Annotated in this window: 21 protein-coding genes and 2 tRNA genes; 2 read left to right on the top strand and 21 right to left on the bottom strand. The window is 64.3% G+C overall.

Annotated features, from left to right (window positions below; genetic code table 11):
• Positions 1–24: 24 nt before the first annotated feature.
• From RBH20_RS02960 to RBH20_RS02885, 16 genes are all read right to left on the bottom strand, one after another.
• The gene (locus tag RBH20_RS02960) at positions 25–1,362 is read right to left on the bottom strand and encodes a cytochrome P450 (RefSeq protein WP_306705344.1); all 1,338 of its coding nucleotides are present in this window, start codon (positions 1,360–1,362) and stop codon (positions 25–27) included.
• A 70-nt stretch (positions 1,363–1,432) separates the two neighbouring features.
• Positions 1,433–1,813 carry a DUF5518 domain-containing protein gene (locus tag RBH20_RS02955; RefSeq protein WP_306707457.1) on the bottom strand — a complete coding sequence of 127 codons (381 nt, stop codon included), beginning with the start codon at positions 1,811–1,813 and terminating at the stop codon, positions 1,433–1,435.
• A 58-nt stretch (positions 1,814–1,871) separates the two neighbouring features.
• Positions 1,872–2,255, bottom strand: a complete 384-nt coding sequence (locus RBH20_RS02950) for a DUF5518 domain-containing protein (RefSeq protein WP_306705342.1) — start codon at positions 2,253–2,255, stop codon at positions 1,872–1,874.
• A gap of 101 nt (positions 2,256–2,356) precedes the next feature.
• A complete protein-coding gene (gene rpsB / locus RBH20_RS02945; protein WP_306705340.1) occupies positions 2,357–3,178 on the bottom strand; it encodes a 30S ribosomal protein S2 in 822 nt (273 codons plus the stop codon).
• Positions 3,175–4,380, bottom strand: a complete 1,206-nt coding sequence (gene eno, locus RBH20_RS02940) for a phosphopyruvate hydratase (protein WP_306705338.1) — start codon at positions 4,378–4,380, stop codon at positions 3,175–3,177. Before eno ends, rpsB begins: the two co-directional genes overlap by 4 nt.
• A 2-nt stretch (positions 4,381–4,382) precedes the next feature.
• Positions 4,383–4,556, bottom strand: coding sequence for a DNA-directed RNA polymerase subunit K (locus RBH20_RS02935; RefSeq protein WP_004516796.1), 174 nt, complete (start codon positions 4,554–4,556; stop codon positions 4,383–4,385).
• Positions 4,553–4,753 (bottom strand): DNA-directed RNA polymerase subunit N, encoded by a 201-nt coding sequence (locus RBH20_RS02930; RefSeq protein WP_004516797.1) that lies wholly within the window; start codon positions 4,751–4,753, stop codon positions 4,553–4,555. Before RBH20_RS02930 ends, RBH20_RS02935 begins: the two co-directional genes overlap by 4 nt.
• A 12-nt stretch (positions 4,754–4,765) precedes the next feature.
• Entirely contained in the window at positions 4,766–5,164 is a 399-nt protein-coding gene (locus tag RBH20_RS02925) for a 30S ribosomal protein S9 (protein WP_004516798.1), read from the bottom strand.
• A complete protein-coding gene (locus RBH20_RS02920; protein ID WP_004593558.1) occupies positions 5,158–5,595 on the bottom strand; it encodes a 50S ribosomal protein L13 in 438 nt (145 codons plus the stop codon). The genes RBH20_RS02925 and RBH20_RS02920 overlap by 7 nt, the downstream gene beginning before the upstream one ends.
• Positions 5,592–5,942 carry a 50S ribosomal protein L18e gene (locus RBH20_RS02915; RefSeq protein WP_004516800.1) on the bottom strand — a complete coding sequence of 117 codons (351 nt, stop codon included), beginning with the start codon at positions 5,940–5,942 and terminating at the stop codon, positions 5,592–5,594. The genes RBH20_RS02920 and RBH20_RS02915 overlap by 4 nt, the downstream gene beginning before the upstream one ends.
• Before the next feature lie 24 nt (positions 5,943–5,966).
• Positions 5,967–6,051, bottom strand: a tRNA-Leu gene (locus RBH20_RS02910).
• 104 nt (positions 6,052–6,155) lie between these two features.
• Positions 6,156–6,935 carry a DNA-directed RNA polymerase subunit D gene (locus RBH20_RS02905; RefSeq protein ID WP_004963344.1) on the bottom strand — a complete coding sequence of 260 codons (780 nt, stop codon included), beginning with the start codon at positions 6,933–6,935 and terminating at the stop codon, positions 6,156–6,158.
• 3 nt (positions 6,936–6,938) lie between these two features.
• The gene (locus tag RBH20_RS02900; RefSeq protein ID WP_004516802.1) at positions 6,939–7,328 is read right to left on the bottom strand and encodes a 30S ribosomal protein S11; all 390 of its coding nucleotides are present in this window, start codon (positions 7,326–7,328) and stop codon (positions 6,939–6,941) included.
• Positions 7,325–7,840: a 30S ribosomal protein S4 gene (locus tag RBH20_RS02895; RefSeq protein ID WP_306705332.1), complete on the bottom strand. Its 516-nt coding sequence runs from the start codon at positions 7,838–7,840 to the stop codon at positions 7,325–7,327. The genes RBH20_RS02900 and RBH20_RS02895 overlap by 4 nt, the downstream gene beginning before the upstream one ends.
• The gene (locus RBH20_RS02890) at positions 7,840–8,373 is read right to left on the bottom strand and encodes a 30S ribosomal protein S13 (RefSeq protein WP_005535607.1); all 534 of its coding nucleotides are present in this window, start codon (positions 8,371–8,373) and stop codon (positions 7,840–7,842) included. The genes RBH20_RS02895 and RBH20_RS02890 overlap by 1 nt, the downstream gene beginning before the upstream one ends.
• A gap of 21 nt (positions 8,374–8,394) precedes the next feature.
• Positions 8,395–8,479 (bottom strand) — tRNA-Ser (locus RBH20_RS02885).
• Between the two features lie 216 nt (positions 8,480–8,695).
• Between RBH20_RS02885 and RBH20_RS02880 the strand changes: the two genes are divergently transcribed.
• Together RBH20_RS02880 and RBH20_RS02875 are read left to right on the top strand one after the other, a co-directional pair.
• Positions 8,696–8,998, top strand: a complete 303-nt coding sequence (locus RBH20_RS02880; protein ID WP_306705328.1) for a hypothetical protein — start codon at positions 8,696–8,698, stop codon at positions 8,996–8,998.
• 165 nt (positions 8,999–9,163) lie between these two features.
• A complete protein-coding gene (locus RBH20_RS02875) occupies positions 9,164–10,225 on the top strand; it encodes an Mrp/NBP35 family ATP-binding protein (protein ID WP_306705326.1) in 1,062 nt (353 codons plus the stop codon).
• Positions 10,226–10,287: 62 nt separating this feature from the next.
• On the opposite strand, the gene RBH20_RS02870 is transcribed toward RBH20_RS02875, so the two are convergent.
• From RBH20_RS02870 to cofD, 5 genes are all read right to left on the bottom strand, one after another.
• Positions 10,288–10,479 (bottom strand): 30S ribosomal protein S17e, encoded by a 192-nt coding sequence (locus RBH20_RS02870; RefSeq protein WP_004516807.1) that lies wholly within the window; start codon positions 10,477–10,479, stop codon positions 10,288–10,290.
• 191 nt (positions 10,480–10,670) lie between these two features.
• On the bottom strand, positions 10,671–11,297 hold the full coding sequence (locus RBH20_RS02865) for a DUF447 domain-containing protein (RefSeq protein ID WP_306705318.1): 627 nt from the start codon (positions 11,295–11,297) through the stop codon (positions 10,671–10,673).
• Entirely contained in the window at positions 11,294–12,157 is an 864-nt protein-coding gene (locus RBH20_RS02860; RefSeq protein ID WP_306705316.1) for a triphosphoribosyl-dephospho-CoA synthase, read from the bottom strand. Before RBH20_RS02860 ends, RBH20_RS02865 begins: the two co-directional genes overlap by 4 nt.
• Entirely contained in the window at positions 12,130–12,876 is a 747-nt protein-coding gene (locus tag RBH20_RS02855) for a tRNA-dihydrouridine synthase (RefSeq protein WP_306705314.1), read from the bottom strand. The genes RBH20_RS02860 and RBH20_RS02855 overlap by 28 nt, the downstream gene beginning before the upstream one ends.
• Complete coding sequence (gene cofD / locus RBH20_RS02850; protein WP_306705312.1) at positions 12,876–13,868, bottom strand: 2-phospho-L-lactate transferase; 993 nt, start codon at positions 13,866–13,868, stop codon at positions 12,876–12,878. Before cofD ends, RBH20_RS02855 begins: the two co-directional genes overlap by 1 nt.
• Between the last annotated feature and the right edge of the window lie 21 nt (positions 13,869–13,889).

Genomic DNA, 13,889 nt, shown 5'->3' with positions numbered 1-13,889 from the left:
AGGGTGGTCCCATCGGCGTCTGTGTTACCGTTCCTGTACGCGCATCGACATCTCCTGTCGGGGGTGGGCAGTCAGCGACGGAAGCAGTTCCAGCGGCGTCTCCCCCTGAAATTCCAGTCGGTACTGACTGGCCGTTGTTGCGGTGATGAGCTGCGCTTCGAGCATTGCGAGGTGCTTCCCGATACAGTGGCGCGGGCCACCACCGAAGGGGAAGTAGGCGAACCGCGGGCGCTCGCTCGCTCGCTCGGGCTTCCAGCGCTCCGGGTCGAACGCTTCGGGGTCATCGTAGAACCGTTCGGACCGGTGGACGCCCCACTGTGGGACCATCAGCGTCGTCCCGGCCTCGACATCATATCCCGACAGCGTCACGTCTTCGGTCGGCTCTCGGAAGATTGTGTACACTGGCGGGTAGAGCCGCATCGCTTCCTGAATCACCCATTCGAGGTAGTCCAGTTCGCGGACGTGTTCCATCCCCGGCCGCTCGTCGCCGATGACATCGTCCAGTTCTTCGTGGACTCGCTGTTCGACTTCGGGGTGTTCCGACAGCAGGAACCAGGTGTAGGTAAGCGTCAGTGCCGTCGTGTCGTGGCCCGCGAGCAGCATCGTCATCATTTCATCGCGCAGTTGCTCGGGCGACTGATTCCCTTCGTCGCGGGCACGCAGGAGCACCGACAGGAAGTCCATCGGGCCGTCGTCACCGGACCCGACCGAGTCCTCACGGACCTCGATAATGTCGTCCAGTACCTCGTCAAGCGTCCGCACGGCGCGGTTGAACTCTGCGTCGTCGGGCATCGGCATCCACTCTGGCATAGCAAACCGGATCGGGTCCGGTTCGAACCGCTGGCCCAGCGGCAGCAGTTGCTCCTCGATGGTCTGGACTCGCTGCTCAGAGAGTTGGACACCCATCATCAGGTCCAGAATCACGTCCAGCGTCACTCGGGTCATTGACTGCTCGGCGTCGATGACATCACCGTGGGACCAGTCGGCGATGCGGTCCTCCGCGTGGTCGGTGATGCGATCAGCCATCCCCGATAGCCGCGCCATTGAGAACGCGGGGTTCGCGAGCTTTCGCTGCTGCTCCCACGTCTCGCCTTCGCTCAACAGCAGTCCGTCACCCAGCAGGTCCCCGAGCGCATCGCCCTGAAAATCGGGCTTGCGGAACCGATCGGCCTCCGAAACCAGTACGCGCTCGAGTGCCGTCGGGTCACACAGCATGACCGTGTCCATCGGCCCCATGTCGAATCGAGCGACGTCGCCGTAGGCCCGCTCCAGCGCCGAAATGAACCGGAATGGGTCCTGTGCGTACGTTCGACTACTGCCGAACAGCGGTTCGCCCTTCGGTCCGGGCGGCGTCTTTGACATCGACTACTGTTAGTGTCGGACACGCTTGAATGGTATGCCAAATGTCGGGTAGCAGGCGGTTCTGGCACGTTCAGAGCCAGCGGTCGGCATCTATGTGCCAGTCAGTGTGTACCGATATCCAGACGCCGCCGAGGCCACCAAGGGCGCTGAGACCGACAGTGTACAGCAGAAAGAACGTGAACACGAGCGCCAGGAACAGGCCGTACCCGGGCGTCCCGGGCGGAATCCCAAGGCCGAGGAGGCCGGCGATGTACAGTGCCGGGATGAAGAGGGCGAGCAAGGGGACCATCGCGCAGGCGCCGGCCAGCGTCCCCAGCCAGAGCCCGGTCCGGTAGCCGCCACCGTGGTTCGCCGCGGCCACGGCACCGCCAGCCACCGACGAAAAGGGGATGAACGACAGCGCAACCGTAACAAGTGCCCCAATACCGGCGTTGGTCACCGTCTCACGCATATGCGTTGGTAGTAGCGGTATCTCCAGTGATGTAGTTACCGACAGCGCGGCTGGCCGGTTAATCACCAATGGTGGTGTCGTATCTGACGTAGTTGCCCAGCCAGCCGCCGAGGGCACTCAGACCGAGGAAGTACGTGGCCGTCGTGAGCGTTCCCAGAACGAGCACGAGCAGCCCCATCGCACCGAACACGCCCAGCGCTTCGGGAGCGAACGCCAGAAACACAGTCAGGAAGACGAACACAACCAGCAGGAAGACCAGCGATATTGCCAGCCCGATGACGCCGGACAGGAACCCGACGCGAACCCCGTCGGCTCGCTCACCGCCTTCGAGATAGCCAGCGATGCCACCACCAAGGAGCGGTGCGAGCGGGACAAACCCACTCAGCAGTGCGGTCGCGACAGCACCGATGATAGCGTTGACAAACGTGTCTCCTTCTGCCATTTCCCGGAGCTACTCCGGGGCTCGTGGTATGTTTTGTGTTGGCGACACCGGCGTCGCCACTTGTGCGGCAACGGGCCGGAAAACGAAACAGTTCAGCGACGTTAGAGGTCGGACTCGAAGTCGTCGAGTCCGTACGTCGGCTCGGCACCGCGGCGGTCGAGCGTCTCGTTGGCCAGCAGCCAGTAGACGACTGACAGCGCCTTTCGCCCCTTGTTGTTCGTCGGGACTACCAGGTCGACGTTCGACGTGGTGTTGTTGGAGTCACACATTGCGATGACCGGGATCCCGACTGTGATGGCCTCCTTGACAGCCTGGGCGTCACCGATCGGGTCGGTGACGACCACGATGTCAGGCTCGATGTAGCCGTCGTAGTCGGGATTGGTCAGCGTGCCGGGGATGAACCGACCGGTGCGGACGCGCGCGCCGATCGCTTCGGCGAACTTCTCTGCCGGGAACCGGCCGTACTGGCGCGACGATGCGGCCAGGATCTGCTCCGGCTCGTAGTTGGCCAGGAAGTCCGCGGCGGTGCGGATACGCTCGTCGGTCATCGAGACGTCCAGCACGTAGAGCCCGTCGGTCCGGACGCGGTGGATGAACCGCTCCATGTCCTGGGTCTTCTGCTGGGTCCCGATGTGGACACCGGCGCCGAGGTAGTCCTCGACGGGGATGAGGAGGTCGGCCTCCGACTGCTCGTCGGGCATGACGTCCTCGTCCAGCTGTGGGCCGGCAGCCTCGTCGGCGTCGGCCGCTTCGTCGGCTTCCGTGTCGTCATCAGTTGGTTCGGCCTCTGTCGCCTCTTCGGCGTCGTCGGCGGGCTGTTCGGCTTCCGTTTCGGTCTCCGCGTCGACCGCTTCGTCGTCCTCGTCGGACGGGTCGAAGTCGGAATCGGACGCGTCGAGACCTTCTTTTTCGTTGCCGCTCATACTGCGTTGTCCTCGATACGGATTAGTTCGTTCAGCTTGGCTGTGCGCTCGCCGCCGACCGCGCCGGTCTTGATGAACGGTGCGTCAGTGGCGACAGCGAGGTGTGCAATCGTCGTGTCTTCCGTCTCACCGCTGCGGTGGGAGACGACGGACTCGTAGCCGTTTGCCGTCGCCAGTTCGATGGCGTCGACAGCGTCGGTAAGCGTCCCGATCTGGTTCGGCTTGATCAGGATGGAGTTACCGGCGTCGGCGTTGATACCGGCCTGCAGGCGCTCGACGTTCGTGACGAACAGGTCGTCGCCACAGACGAGCGTCTGGTCACCGACCTGTGCGGTCAGGTCCGCGAAGGCCTCGTAATCATTCTCGTCGAGTGGGTCCTCGACGTAGACGAGGTCGTACTCCTCGACCTTCTCGGCGATGTACTCGATCTGCGCTTCGGTGGACTTGACGCCGTCATCGTAGACGTAGCCGTCCTCCTCGTCGTCGTAGAGTTCCGCGCCAGCGACGTCGAGGCCGAAAGAGATTGCGAAGCCGAAGTCGTCGGCAACGGTCTCAACGGCCTCGTCCATGATCTCGAACGCTTCGTCGTCCGAGACGGACGGTGCCCAGGCTCCCTCGTCACCCTTGCCCGCTGGCAAGTCGCGGTCAGCCAGGATGTCGTGGACTTCCTGGTGGACCGCGGCGTTGGCGAAGACGGCCTCTTCGACGCTCGGCGCGCCGACGGGGGCCGCGAGGAACTCCTGAATGTTGGTTGCATCCGCGGCGTGTTCGCCGCCGCCGATGATGTTGCCCAGTGGCGTCGGGTACGCGTTGCCCCGGAACGTGCCACCGAGGTGCTGGTACAGCGGTGCGCCCAGCACATCAGCACCAGCCTTTGCGGCCGCCATCGAGATGGCGACAGCGCTGTTGGCTCCGATGCCGGAGAAGTCGTCAGTGCCATCGGCGGCGTGAAGCGCCGCGTCGACGTCACGCTGGTTCCCGGCGTGGACCTCACCGATGAGTCGTGGGAGTGCCTCCTCACGGGCCTTGGCGATGGCCTCGTTGGCGGGGAGTTCGATGGCCTCGTACTCACCCGTGCTTGCGCCGCTCGGTGCCTTGCCACGACCGAAGCCCCCACTCTCAGTGAGAACGTCGGCCTCGACAGTCGCGTTCCCGCGGGAGTCGAGGACGCGGCGGAGTCGGATGTCAGTGATGAGCGTCATCGTTAATCACTCCTGTTGACCGTAAACGGTAGGACGCCAGCGTCGTACTCCTCGGCGGCGATGAGTATCGGCTGGGTGTGTTCCGTCTCGATGAGCACGGGAGCACCGTGGGCCAACTGCAGCGCTCGCGCGCCGAGTTTGCGGGCCTTCTCGTAGCGGCTTTCCTGTGCGTTCATTGGTAGGGTGAGACGATGTCGACGAGGTCCTTGTGCGAGACGAGCATCCGGCGACAGCAGTGCCGCTCGACGCCGAGTTCATCAAGGACCTTCTCCGGGTCCTCAGGCTCCTCGGCCTCGCGGGTGCGTGCTTTGAACTCTTCCCAGTGCTCGCCGACGACATTACCGCACGTGAAACACCGAACCGGTACCATCATACCTGAATCACCTTAGCGGTACGATTTCTGGTAGCGGGCCCGCGCACCGGGGCCGCCCCACTTCTTGGGTTCGGACTGGCGAACATCGTTGACCAGCAGCGAGCGGTCGAACTCCATGAACGCGTCACGGAGTTCGGCGTCGTTGGTGTGGTCGACAAGTCCGCGAGCGATGGCGGTTCGGGCGGCATCTGCCTGCCCCATGACACCGCCACCTTCGACGGACACTTCCACGTCGACCTCGCCGCGGAGGTCGTCCTCGGCGATGCGGAACGGTTCCAGCATCTTGAGCTGCGCCAGCTCGGGGTCGACGAGTTCGACCGGCTGCGAGTCGATACGCACGCGGCCCTCACCCTCGCGAACGGTCGCGCGGGCGACGGCGGTCTTCTTCTTGCCAGACGTGTTCGTTACCATGTCTTGTTCGCTCCAAGCGTTTCGCTGATCTCGCCCAGCGTGACGAACTTGATGTTCGACAGTCGGTCAAGCGACGTGCCGTCTAGAACCTCGCCGTCCTCGTCGTACGGGTTGCCGAGGTAGACACGGACGCTCTCGAACGCCTCGCGGCCACGCTGCTTCTTGTGGGGCAGCATGCCACGGATGGTGCGTTTGAAGATGCCGTCCGGTCGCTTGGGGTAGAAGTACCCGTTGTCGTTACCGATGTCGACACGTTTCTCGTACTTCTCTACGATCTGCTCCTCTCGGCCGGTGATCACGGCGCGTTCGGCGTTGACGACAGCGACCGTCTCGCCATCGAGAGCCTGTTCGGCGACCTGTGATGCGACGCGGCCCATGATACAGTCGCGGGCATCAACGATGACATCCGCGTCGAACTCTGCGACGCTCATCGGATCACCCGGACGTGGGAGCCTTCTGGGTTGTTTTCAATTGCCTGTTCGAGTGATACAGCCTCTCCAACCTGGTCGATCTTCGTCTCGGCGGTTCCGGAGAAGTCGACAGCGGCGACGGTGACGTCCTTCTGCAGGACACCGGAGCCAAGCACCTTGCCGGGCACAACGACGGTTTCGTCTTCCTGGGCGTATCGTTCGATACGGCCGAGGTTGACTTCCGCGTGTGTGCGCCGTGGCTTTTCTAAGCGCTCGGCGACGTCGCCCCAGACAGCACCGCCCGAACTGCGGGCGGCTGACTTCAGGTCGGCGATGAGACTACTGAGTCTCGGGTTCGTCTTACTCATATGATTCCTCCGTTGTGGGAAAAGTGCAGGGAGCAGGATTTGAACCTGCGGACCCCTACGGGACAGCGCCCTGAACGCTGCGCCGTTGGCCAAACTTGGCTATCCCTGCGCGCGATTGTTCGTTTTGCGTGCCCCGTAAAACCCCTTTCGGTCCTCGCGCTCGGGGAGCGGGCGGTCATCGGTAGTAGTGGGGTGTGTCGGGGCATTGTATCGTTACAGCTGGACTGCGTCTTTCAGTTCGGTCGCGCGGTCACGCAGCGTCTCGACCGCACGCAGGACCAGTTCCTCGGTGGTGAACGACCCGTCCGTCTCGACGTGGAACACGAACGCGTTCGGCACGTCCGATACCTCGACGTCCTTGCCGGGGTAGCGGTTCCGAAGGTCGTTATCGAACTCGTCTGTCGCGACAAGTTCGCCGTTGGTGGCGTCGCCGGCGGCGTGTTCGGCCGCCTGCTCTTCGATGACGCCACGCAGGATGTTCGGGTCGTCGTCCTCGAACTCGCCGAGGTCGCCGACGACCTCCACCTGCTGGAGGTGTCGGTAGCCGACGGCCACGCCGCCCTGGTGTTTGGCGTGTTCCCGACCGGTATCGAGGACGGCGTCTGCCTCGACTTCGAGACGTTGGCCTTCCTTGAGGTCGATGATCGGGATGTTGTCGTCGGCGGCCTCGACCATCGGGTCCGAAGAGACGAGGTCGCTGGAGTAGGCCGTGCTCGGCCCGTCGACGGACAGCGACAGCGTCACTTCGTCGCCGATCTCGAAGTCGTCGAGGTCGGTCGTCAGCGGGACCAGTCCCAGTCGGAGACCGATCTGCTCGTTGAACATCACGCTGGTGTTCTCGATGACGCGGACGGTGTCGATACTGAACGTCGGTACGTCCGCGACCATCGCTCGCCGGATGCCGTTGGCGAAGGCCGGCGTGATGCCGCGCACGAGGATCCGCGCCTCGCGCTCGCCGCGTTCGACGAACTCAACCTCGTAGTCCTGTGTCATTGGTTAGAATCCGGAGTTCTTGGGTGCACGAGTGCCGTCGTGCGGGGTCGGCGTGACGTCCTCGATGCGACCGATCTCCAGACCCGCTCGGGCGAGTGCGCGGATCGTCGCCTGCGCACCCGGACCGGGCGAGGTCTGGAGGTTGCCGCCGGGACCACGGACCCGAACATCGACGCCTTCGACGCCACGGTCGAGGGCCTTTTCGGCAACGACCTCAGCCATCTGCATCGCCGCGTACGGCGACGCTTCGTCGCGGTTCTGCTTGACAACCGTCCCGCCGGAGCTCTTTGCGAGCGTTTCCGCGCCGGTCTGGTCGGTGATGGTGATAATCGTGTTGTTGAACGATGCGTGCACGTGGGCGATGCCCCAGATGTCTTCGGTTTCTTCGCTCATTCTTGGGCCTCCGCGCGCTCAGGATGGAGTTCGTCCGACAGAGAGCTGTGCTCGTCGAAGCCGACCGAGCTTTCGACGGCGTTCTCCACCGTCATGCCGGGTCGGGTAACGCGAGCGTCGTCCAGCACGATATGTCCGTGGACGATGAACTGGCGGGCCTGCTCGGGCGTGTTCGCGTAGCCCTTGCGGTAGACGACCGTCTGCAGGCGGCGTTCCAGCACGTCAGTCACGTCAAGCGACAGGACGTCGTCGAGCTGGTCCTGCTCGTTGAGGATGCCGTAGCGCTTGAGCCGAGCGAGGAACTCCTCGGACTCGGTCTCGTGCTCGCCGGCGCTGCCCAGCAGCTTCCGTGCCTCACGGCGGTAGCCACGAAGCTCGGACTGTGCGCGCCAGAGCTCTTCTTTGTTCTTCAGGCCGTAGCGGCCGATGAGATTGGCCTCGTCGGCGATGCGTTCGCCCTGGAAGGGATGATTCGGCGTCTCGTAGAACTTCGTGTTTGAACCAAGCGCCATTATTCGTCATCCTCCGCAGCGGCTTCCTCGGCTTGCTCTTCCTTGATCGCCTCGACGTTGACGCCGATGGTTCCCTCCGTCCGGCCGGTGGACTTGGTACGCTGTCCACGGACCTTCTGGCCGCGCTTGTGGCGGACACCGCGGTAGGAGTCGATCATCTTCATGCGGTTGATGTCCTGCCGGCGGGTAAGCTGGAGGTCGTTGCCAGTCTCGTGGGTGGTTTCACCAGTGAAGTAATCCTTCTGGTGGTTGGTCATCCACTCGGGCACATCGTCGGCGAAGTTCTCGACGCGGTCGACAACGCGCTCAATGACGTCGTCGTCGAGCTTGCCGAAGACAGCGCGCCGGTCGACGTCCGCCTTCTGGGCGATAATTCGGGCGGCCCGGTGGCCGATACCGTTCAGTTCTGTCAGTGCTCGCTCGACGGATTTCGTCCCGTCGAGGTCTGTCTGTCCGATACGGACGAAATAGCGGATGTCCTCCTCCTCTTCGGCATCCGCGTCCTCGCCCGCGTTGGGGTCTTCTGCACTCATATGTAGGTACTGATGGGTGAGCGTCGTGGCGGGGATTCGAACCCCGGAGGCTGTACGCCACAGAGTTAGCAACCCTGCGCCTTGGGCCAGGCTTGGCTACCACGACACGCGTTCTATGACACTCGCGCCCGCAGCACGCGGACTCGGGGGCCGGTCCCCCTACACGAGTCTATCCGATTCTATTCCGGGGTTGTATTTAAACGCAACGAAGGGGGCCGGGCGCGTGATTGTAAGGCATACCCACTGAGGCATGGAGTAACAGGCCTCAGGTCGTTGACGGGGCCGGCACAATACACTCATCACTGGGACCACATGTCAACGTATGCGCCGACAGATCACCGACGGCGGCGGCGGTGGCATCGACCCGACCGACCGAACGGCGGTTCGCGGCCAGCTGGAACGGTTCGCGGGACCGGACGCCGTGACCGAGGCGGACGACGGAACGCTCCGGGCCGACTTCGGCGGCCGCACACACGTCACAGTGGCCCCCGACGGCGCGATAGACACCGGCATGCCGCTACACTCCTTTGCTGGGACGCCGGAGCGGCTCGTGTTCGACCACGACAGCGGTGAGCTACGCGCCGAACTTGACGACGGCGGCATCTACGTGTTTCGACGCCCTTGAGTCCGAGACGGCTGCTGTACCGATTTTCGTTATTTGACCTCGTGCGCTTGCGTACGCGAGAGCTACGATAACTGGAGCCAGCACATCTCGATGCCGCCAATTCGGTTACTGCCGTGTCCGGCGGTGTCACAATCCTTATCGCACCTCCAGAGCCTAACCCTGTGCATGAATACAGATGACGTACGCGAGCGCCTGCAAGCGGTCGAGGACCCGGATCTTGGGGACGACATTGTCTCGCTCGGGCTGATCAACAGCATCGACGTGACTGACGACCAAGTCAGCATCGACCTGGCGCTCGGTGCGCCGTACTCGCCGACGGAGACGAGCATCGCGAACGAGGTCCGCGAGGCGCTGGGTGACCTTGACCGCGAGATCGACCTCTCGGCGAGCGTCGACCGCGGCGTCCCGGAAGCAGAGGACCCACTGCCGAAGGTCAAGAACGTCATCGCGGTCGCCTCGGGCAAGGGTGGGGTGGGCAAGTCGACCGTCGCAGTGAACCTCGCTGCCGGTCTCTCGCGGCTCGGTGCCCGCGTTGGCCTGTTCGACGCCGACGTGTACGGGCCGAACGTCCCGCGGATGCTCGATGCTGACGAACAGCCACAAGCGACAGAGGACGAAGAGATAATTCCCGTGGAGAAACACGGGATGCGACTGATGAGCATGGACTTCCTTGTCGGCAAGGACGACCCAGTTATCTTCCGTGGTCCGATGGTCGACAACGTCCTCACGCAACTGTGGGACGACGTGCTCTGGGGCGAGCTCGACTACATGGTCGTGGACCTGCCGCCGGGGACCGGCGACACGCAACTGACGATGCTCCAGCAGGTGCCCGTCTCCGGGGCCGTCATCGTCACCACGCCGGAGGAGGTCGCGCTCGACGACGCCCGGAAGGGCCTGCGGATGTTCGGTCGCCACGAGACGCCGGTTCTGGGCATCGTCGAGAACATGTCGTCGTTCGTCTGTCCGGACTGTGGTGGCACGCACGATATCTTCGGCAGCGGCGGCGGCCGCGAGTTCGCCGACGAGACGGAGATGCCGTTCCTTGGCGAGATTCCTCTCGACCCCGAAGTCAGGGAGGGTGGAGCCACTGGCGAACCGCTCGTGCTCGATGAGGATAGCGACGTTGGTGAATCGTTCCGCGACATCGCCGCTCGCACCGCGAACATGCAGGGCATCATCCACCGGAAGCGACAGAGCGACAGCCAGCGCGCTCAGCCCGAACAGTAGCGGGCAGCGACTGAAGAGAGCAGTAGCTCAGATGCCGCGGGAGACAGAGAGAAAGAACCGAGTTACGCTTCGACCGGGTTGTTCATCTTCCGGGTGACGTAGCCGGCGATGCGGTTGCGGACACCCTTGGACTCGATGTTGGTCAGTTCCTCGACGACGTCTTTGTTGTGTTCGAAGTCTGCACCGAAGGCGTCAGGGTATCGCTCCATGAGGAGCGTCCCGGTCTTCTTGACGTAGGCGGGTTTGATTGCCATGCGCGCTACTTGCTTGGTCGCACTCAAAAAGGGTTCGGAACGGACCACGCACGCGAATGTTTATCAGTAGGGGTGGGACGACCCGCAACCGTGCGCTGATCGTTGCCGTGGCAGGTCCCGCAAGAGTGCGACACAGCCTGTCTCGGACCGTCGTGTGTCACCTGCATGCCCCAAATTCCGTTCGAAGTCCCCTACCAGTCGGTGTCGACCAAGTCGCGGACGCGCTCGAAGGCCGCGCGCTCGCGCTCACCGCCGGCTGTTTCGACCACGGACTCGAAGTACGCGAGACGATCCAGCAGCGTCTCGCGGTCGTAGCTCGGTACATCCAGCCGTGAGGCTGCGACGGTCGCCTCGACGACGGCGGCGTGGCCGCGGTTCGTCGTCGGGACGACGCGGCGCTCGACAGTGCTGTCGACGGGGTGTAGCGCCCACTCGACCCACTGCGTGTTGCCCTCAGTACCGGAGTCACGCCGTTCGACATTGACCTGTACCCAGGCGTCCGCGCTGTCGAGGACGGGGTCGTCCTCCTCGCGGACCGACAGCGCCGCCTCGGCGAAATCGACCGAGTCGCGCGTGAACTGAACGTAGCCACCCTCTCGCTCCCGGAAGTTCCGCCAAGTCCGGGTTCGGCCCCACGTCGTCGCCGTAGCTGGCCCATCGTCATCCGGTGCATGCACACCCAGCGCAGCCACGTTCCAGCGCTCGTTCGGGCCCAGTGTTGTGACGACTGTCTCGGAGACGCCAGCAAGCGTGACGGGCCACTGTGTCTCGGACTCACCAGAGTCCGGACCATCGCCTGTCGAAGGAGCCCCAGTCACACTTCGAGCCCCCGTTCCAGCGCGACGAACAGCGCACCGGCAACGATGTCGGCAGTCGTTCCGGGATTGATGTCACGCCTGACGAACTCCTCGGCGAGATCGGTTGCGTCTCCGTCGCCGTCGAGAACAGCCTGTGCCCGCTCTTGGACCTCCTCGGCGGTTTCGCGGTCCTGACGCGTGACGACGAACGTGTCCGGTTCCGCCGCGAGCAGTTCGAGGAAGACCTCGGACGCGCGGTCGGCGACCGGACCAGACCCGTCCAGTAGCCTCTCGCTGGCCTCGAATACGCGCTCGAAGTCGGAGACCCACTCGGCGGCCACGCCGTCGGTATCGGCGCTGGACTCCATCACGTCGAACAGCGTCATCTCGCGCGCCTGGAGTGCCGGAACCGCGTCGCTTCCGCGGCGAACATCGAGCGGTTCCAGCCCGTCCGGCGGGTCGTCGACAGCCACGTCGACGTGCTCGAAGGCGCGGTAGAATGCCGCCGCGTCTTCGACTATCGTCCCACGAACCACAGCATCGACGCCAGATGGGGACAGCCGGCCATCACTCGCCGCGGCCACCAGCGGTGTGAGCACCAGCAAGGCCCCGAACTGGGTGTTCCCGCCGGATTGGCCCGCCATCCCTTCGACAGCGGTCTCGAACGCAGGACCGATAGGGTCGCCCGCGGCCGCGCGGTCGAGGCCCGGACGCGCCCCCACGGCACCGGCCATGAAGTGCTCGAACCGGAGGTCGTCGTACTCCCGCTGGCGGTCGACGTTGCCGGGCTTCGGCGTGCCGGAGACCTCCAGTAACAGTGCCAGCTGGGCGTTCTGTGCAACAGACCGCTCGGTCACGGTGACACCTCCGAGGCGAACCACTCCGCTGTCGTCGCCCGGACCTCGTCAAGTAACTCCGGCCTGTCGCTTGCGCGACCGACGCTGACGGCGTCAGCACCGTACGAGAGGTACTCCAGTGTGGTCGCCGTCCCGCGAACGCCGTTGTTCGCCACGACGAACAGGTCGGTGGCGTCGGTCACGTCGGCGATGACCGACTCCGAGTCCATCGCGTCGACGTGGAATACATCACCACCGGCATCTTCGATGGCTCGAGCAACGGCCGGAAGCGAGACACCGTCGAGTTCGGCACGCCCCTTCACCGAAACCGTCGCCCCTGTCGACGCTGCTGCTTCCACGAACGCCGCCAGTCGCTCCGGCTCCCGAAGGAGCGACTCACCGGCACCCGCAGCGCACATCTCGTCCTGCCGGCAGTGAGCGTTGATTTCGATGATGGCGTCGTGGCGCCGACAGACGGAGGCGGCACGCTCGACGGGGGCAGGTGTCGCGCTCCGGACGTTGAAACCAGATCGAAGCGGTGCGTCCGCAAGTGCGCCGAGCTGTTCATCGATGAACGCAATCGGATCGTCCGGCAGGAACTCGGAGCGGTCGCGGTCGGTCATCGCCCGGGCGGCCTTGCGCGTCTGGTTGTCGAGCGCGATGCCGCCGAGGAACGCACATCCGACGTGGGACTTGACCGCGCGGGCCCACGACGCGTCGGCCTCGCCACTCAGACTCGCGAGGGCGACGCGCGGCTCGAACATCAGGACACCTCCGAAAGAGCAGTCTCGACCGCACGGTTCACTCGCTCGGCGTCGGCCGCGTCGTTGAGGGTCGTGTCGGTTTGGACAACCGGCACGTCAAGCGGTGTCGAGTCCTCGCCGTCCAGCACGAACGCATCAGCGAAGGGGTAGGCCTCGGCCACGCCGGCAGTGCTTGGCTCCAGCCCGACACCGGCCATGAGGTCCGCCGCCGGCCCCGAGAACACCGTATCCTCGATGAACGGCGAGACGGCGACGACCGTTGTCTCGTGTAGTGCCCGTTCGATGTCGTCAATGGCGAGCATCGGCCCGAGCGAAGTCACAGGGTTCGACGGACCGATGACAACAGTATCGTCGAGTGCGGTCAGGACGGCGTCCGTCGCGCTGGCCCGTTCTGCGCCTCTGAACTCAACATCTTCGACCGGCAGCTCCCCCTCATGACCGACCCACCACTCCTGAAAGTGCATTGGACCGCTCGGCGTGTGTATGATTGACGCGACAGGGTCGTCGCTCATCGGTAACAGCGTCCGTTCCAGCCCGAATGCATCGGCGAGCGTACGCGTTACGTCTGTCAGTGAGCGGCCCTCGTCGAGCAACGAGGTCCGCGTGACGTGGACCGCGCGGTCCTGGTCGCCGATGTGCATGAACTCAGCGACGCCGGAGAATCGCCGCCAGTGGGCAATGTCTCGGCCCTCAATTTGCGCGTCGTCGGAAAGGTATCGCGGTCCGCCGTCGAGCCCGGCGGCATCGGCGAGCCGTGTCAGTTCGGCGTGTGTCTCAGCGGTGTCGTCGGCGATACCCCACCATGTCTCACGGTCGAGGACTTCCCCGTCCAGAAACAGCACGGTGTCGAGGTCCGGGCAGACAAGGTGGCCTCCCAGCTCGATATCGTCGCCAGTGTTGGCGACAACAGTCGTGGCTTCCGGCGAAAACACGTCGTCGGCACCGACGAGGAGCTTCGGCGTTCCCGTCCCGCCGGCGAGAAACGTCACCATGTCTCGACGTAGGGGGAACTG

Source organism: Haloarcula sp. H-GB4, from assembly GCF_030848575.1.
Taxonomy (GTDB): Archaea; Halobacteriota; Halobacteria; order Halobacteriales; family Haloarculaceae; genus Haloarcula.
This window is presented reverse-complemented; position numbering and strand designations above follow the sequence as displayed.

Excerpts from the sequence above, each read along its gene's own strand:
- RBH20_RS02900 (WP_004516802.1), bottom strand. The coding sequence starts at position 7,328 with ATGAGCGAAGAAACCGAAGACATCTGGGGCATCGCCCACGTGCACGCA.
- RBH20_RS02960 (WP_306705344.1), bottom strand. The coding sequence starts at position 1,362 with ATGTCAAAGACGCCGCCCGGACCGAAGGGCGAACCGCTGTTCGGCAGT.
- RBH20_RS02950 (WP_306705342.1), bottom strand. The coding sequence starts at position 2,255 with ATGGCAGAAGGAGACACGTTTGTCAACGCTATCATCGGTGCTGTCGCG.
- RBH20_RS02880 (WP_306705328.1), top strand. The coding sequence starts at position 8,696 with ATGCGCCGACAGATCACCGACGGCGGCGGCGGTGGCATCGACCCGACC.
- RBH20_RS02930 (WP_004516797.1), bottom strand. The coding sequence starts at position 4,753 with ATGATGGTACCGGTTCGGTGTTTCACGTGCGGTAATGTCGTCGGCGAG.
- RBH20_RS02895 (WP_306705332.1), bottom strand. The coding sequence starts at position 7,840 with ATGGCGCTTGGTTCAAACACGAAGTTCTACGAGACGCCGAATCATCCC.
- rpsB (WP_306705340.1), bottom strand. The coding sequence starts at position 3,178 with ATGAGCGGCAACGAAAAAGAAGGTCTCGACGCGTCCGATTCCGACTTC.
- cofD (WP_306705312.1), bottom strand. The coding sequence starts at position 13,868 with ATGGTGACGTTTCTCGCCGGCGGGACGGGAACGCCGAAGCTCCTCGTC.
- RBH20_RS02870 (WP_004516807.1), bottom strand. The coding sequence starts at position 10,479 with ATGGCAATCAAACCCGCCTACGTCAAGAAGACCGGGACGCTCCTCATG.
- RBH20_RS02935 (WP_004516796.1), bottom strand. The coding sequence starts at position 4,556 with ATGAACGCACAGGAAAGCCGCTACGAGAAGGCCCGCAAACTCGGCGCG.
- RBH20_RS02925 (WP_004516798.1), bottom strand. The coding sequence starts at position 5,164 with ATGGTAACGAACACGTCTGGCAAGAAGAAGACCGCCGTCGCCCGCGCG.
- RBH20_RS02915 (WP_004516800.1), bottom strand. The coding sequence starts at position 5,942 with ATGAGTAAGACGAACCCGAGACTCAGTAGTCTCATCGCCGACCTGAAG.
- eno (WP_306705338.1), bottom strand. The coding sequence starts at position 4,380 with ATGACGCTCATCACTGACATCCGACTCCGCCGCGTCCTCGACTCCCGC.
- RBH20_RS02890 (WP_005535607.1), bottom strand. The coding sequence starts at position 8,373 with ATGAGTGCAGAAGACCCCAACGCGGGCGAGGACGCGGATGCCGAAGAG.
- RBH20_RS02875 (WP_306705326.1), top strand. The coding sequence starts at position 9,164 with ATGAATACAGATGACGTACGCGAGCGCCTGCAAGCGGTCGAGGACCCG.
- RBH20_RS02905 (WP_004963344.1), bottom strand. The coding sequence starts at position 6,935 with ATGACACAGGACTACGAGGTTGAGTTCGTCGAACGCGGCGAGCGCGAG.
- RBH20_RS02855 (WP_306705314.1), bottom strand. The coding sequence starts at position 12,876 with ATGTTCGAGCCGCGCGTCGCCCTCGCGAGTCTGAGTGGCGAGGCCGAC.
- RBH20_RS02955 (WP_306707457.1), bottom strand. The coding sequence starts at position 1,813 with ATGCGTGAGACGGTGACCAACGCCGGTATTGGGGCACTTGTTACGGTT.
- RBH20_RS02920 (WP_004593558.1), bottom strand. The coding sequence starts at position 5,595 with ATGAGCGTCGCAGAGTTCGACGCGGATGTCATCGTTGATGCCCGCGAC.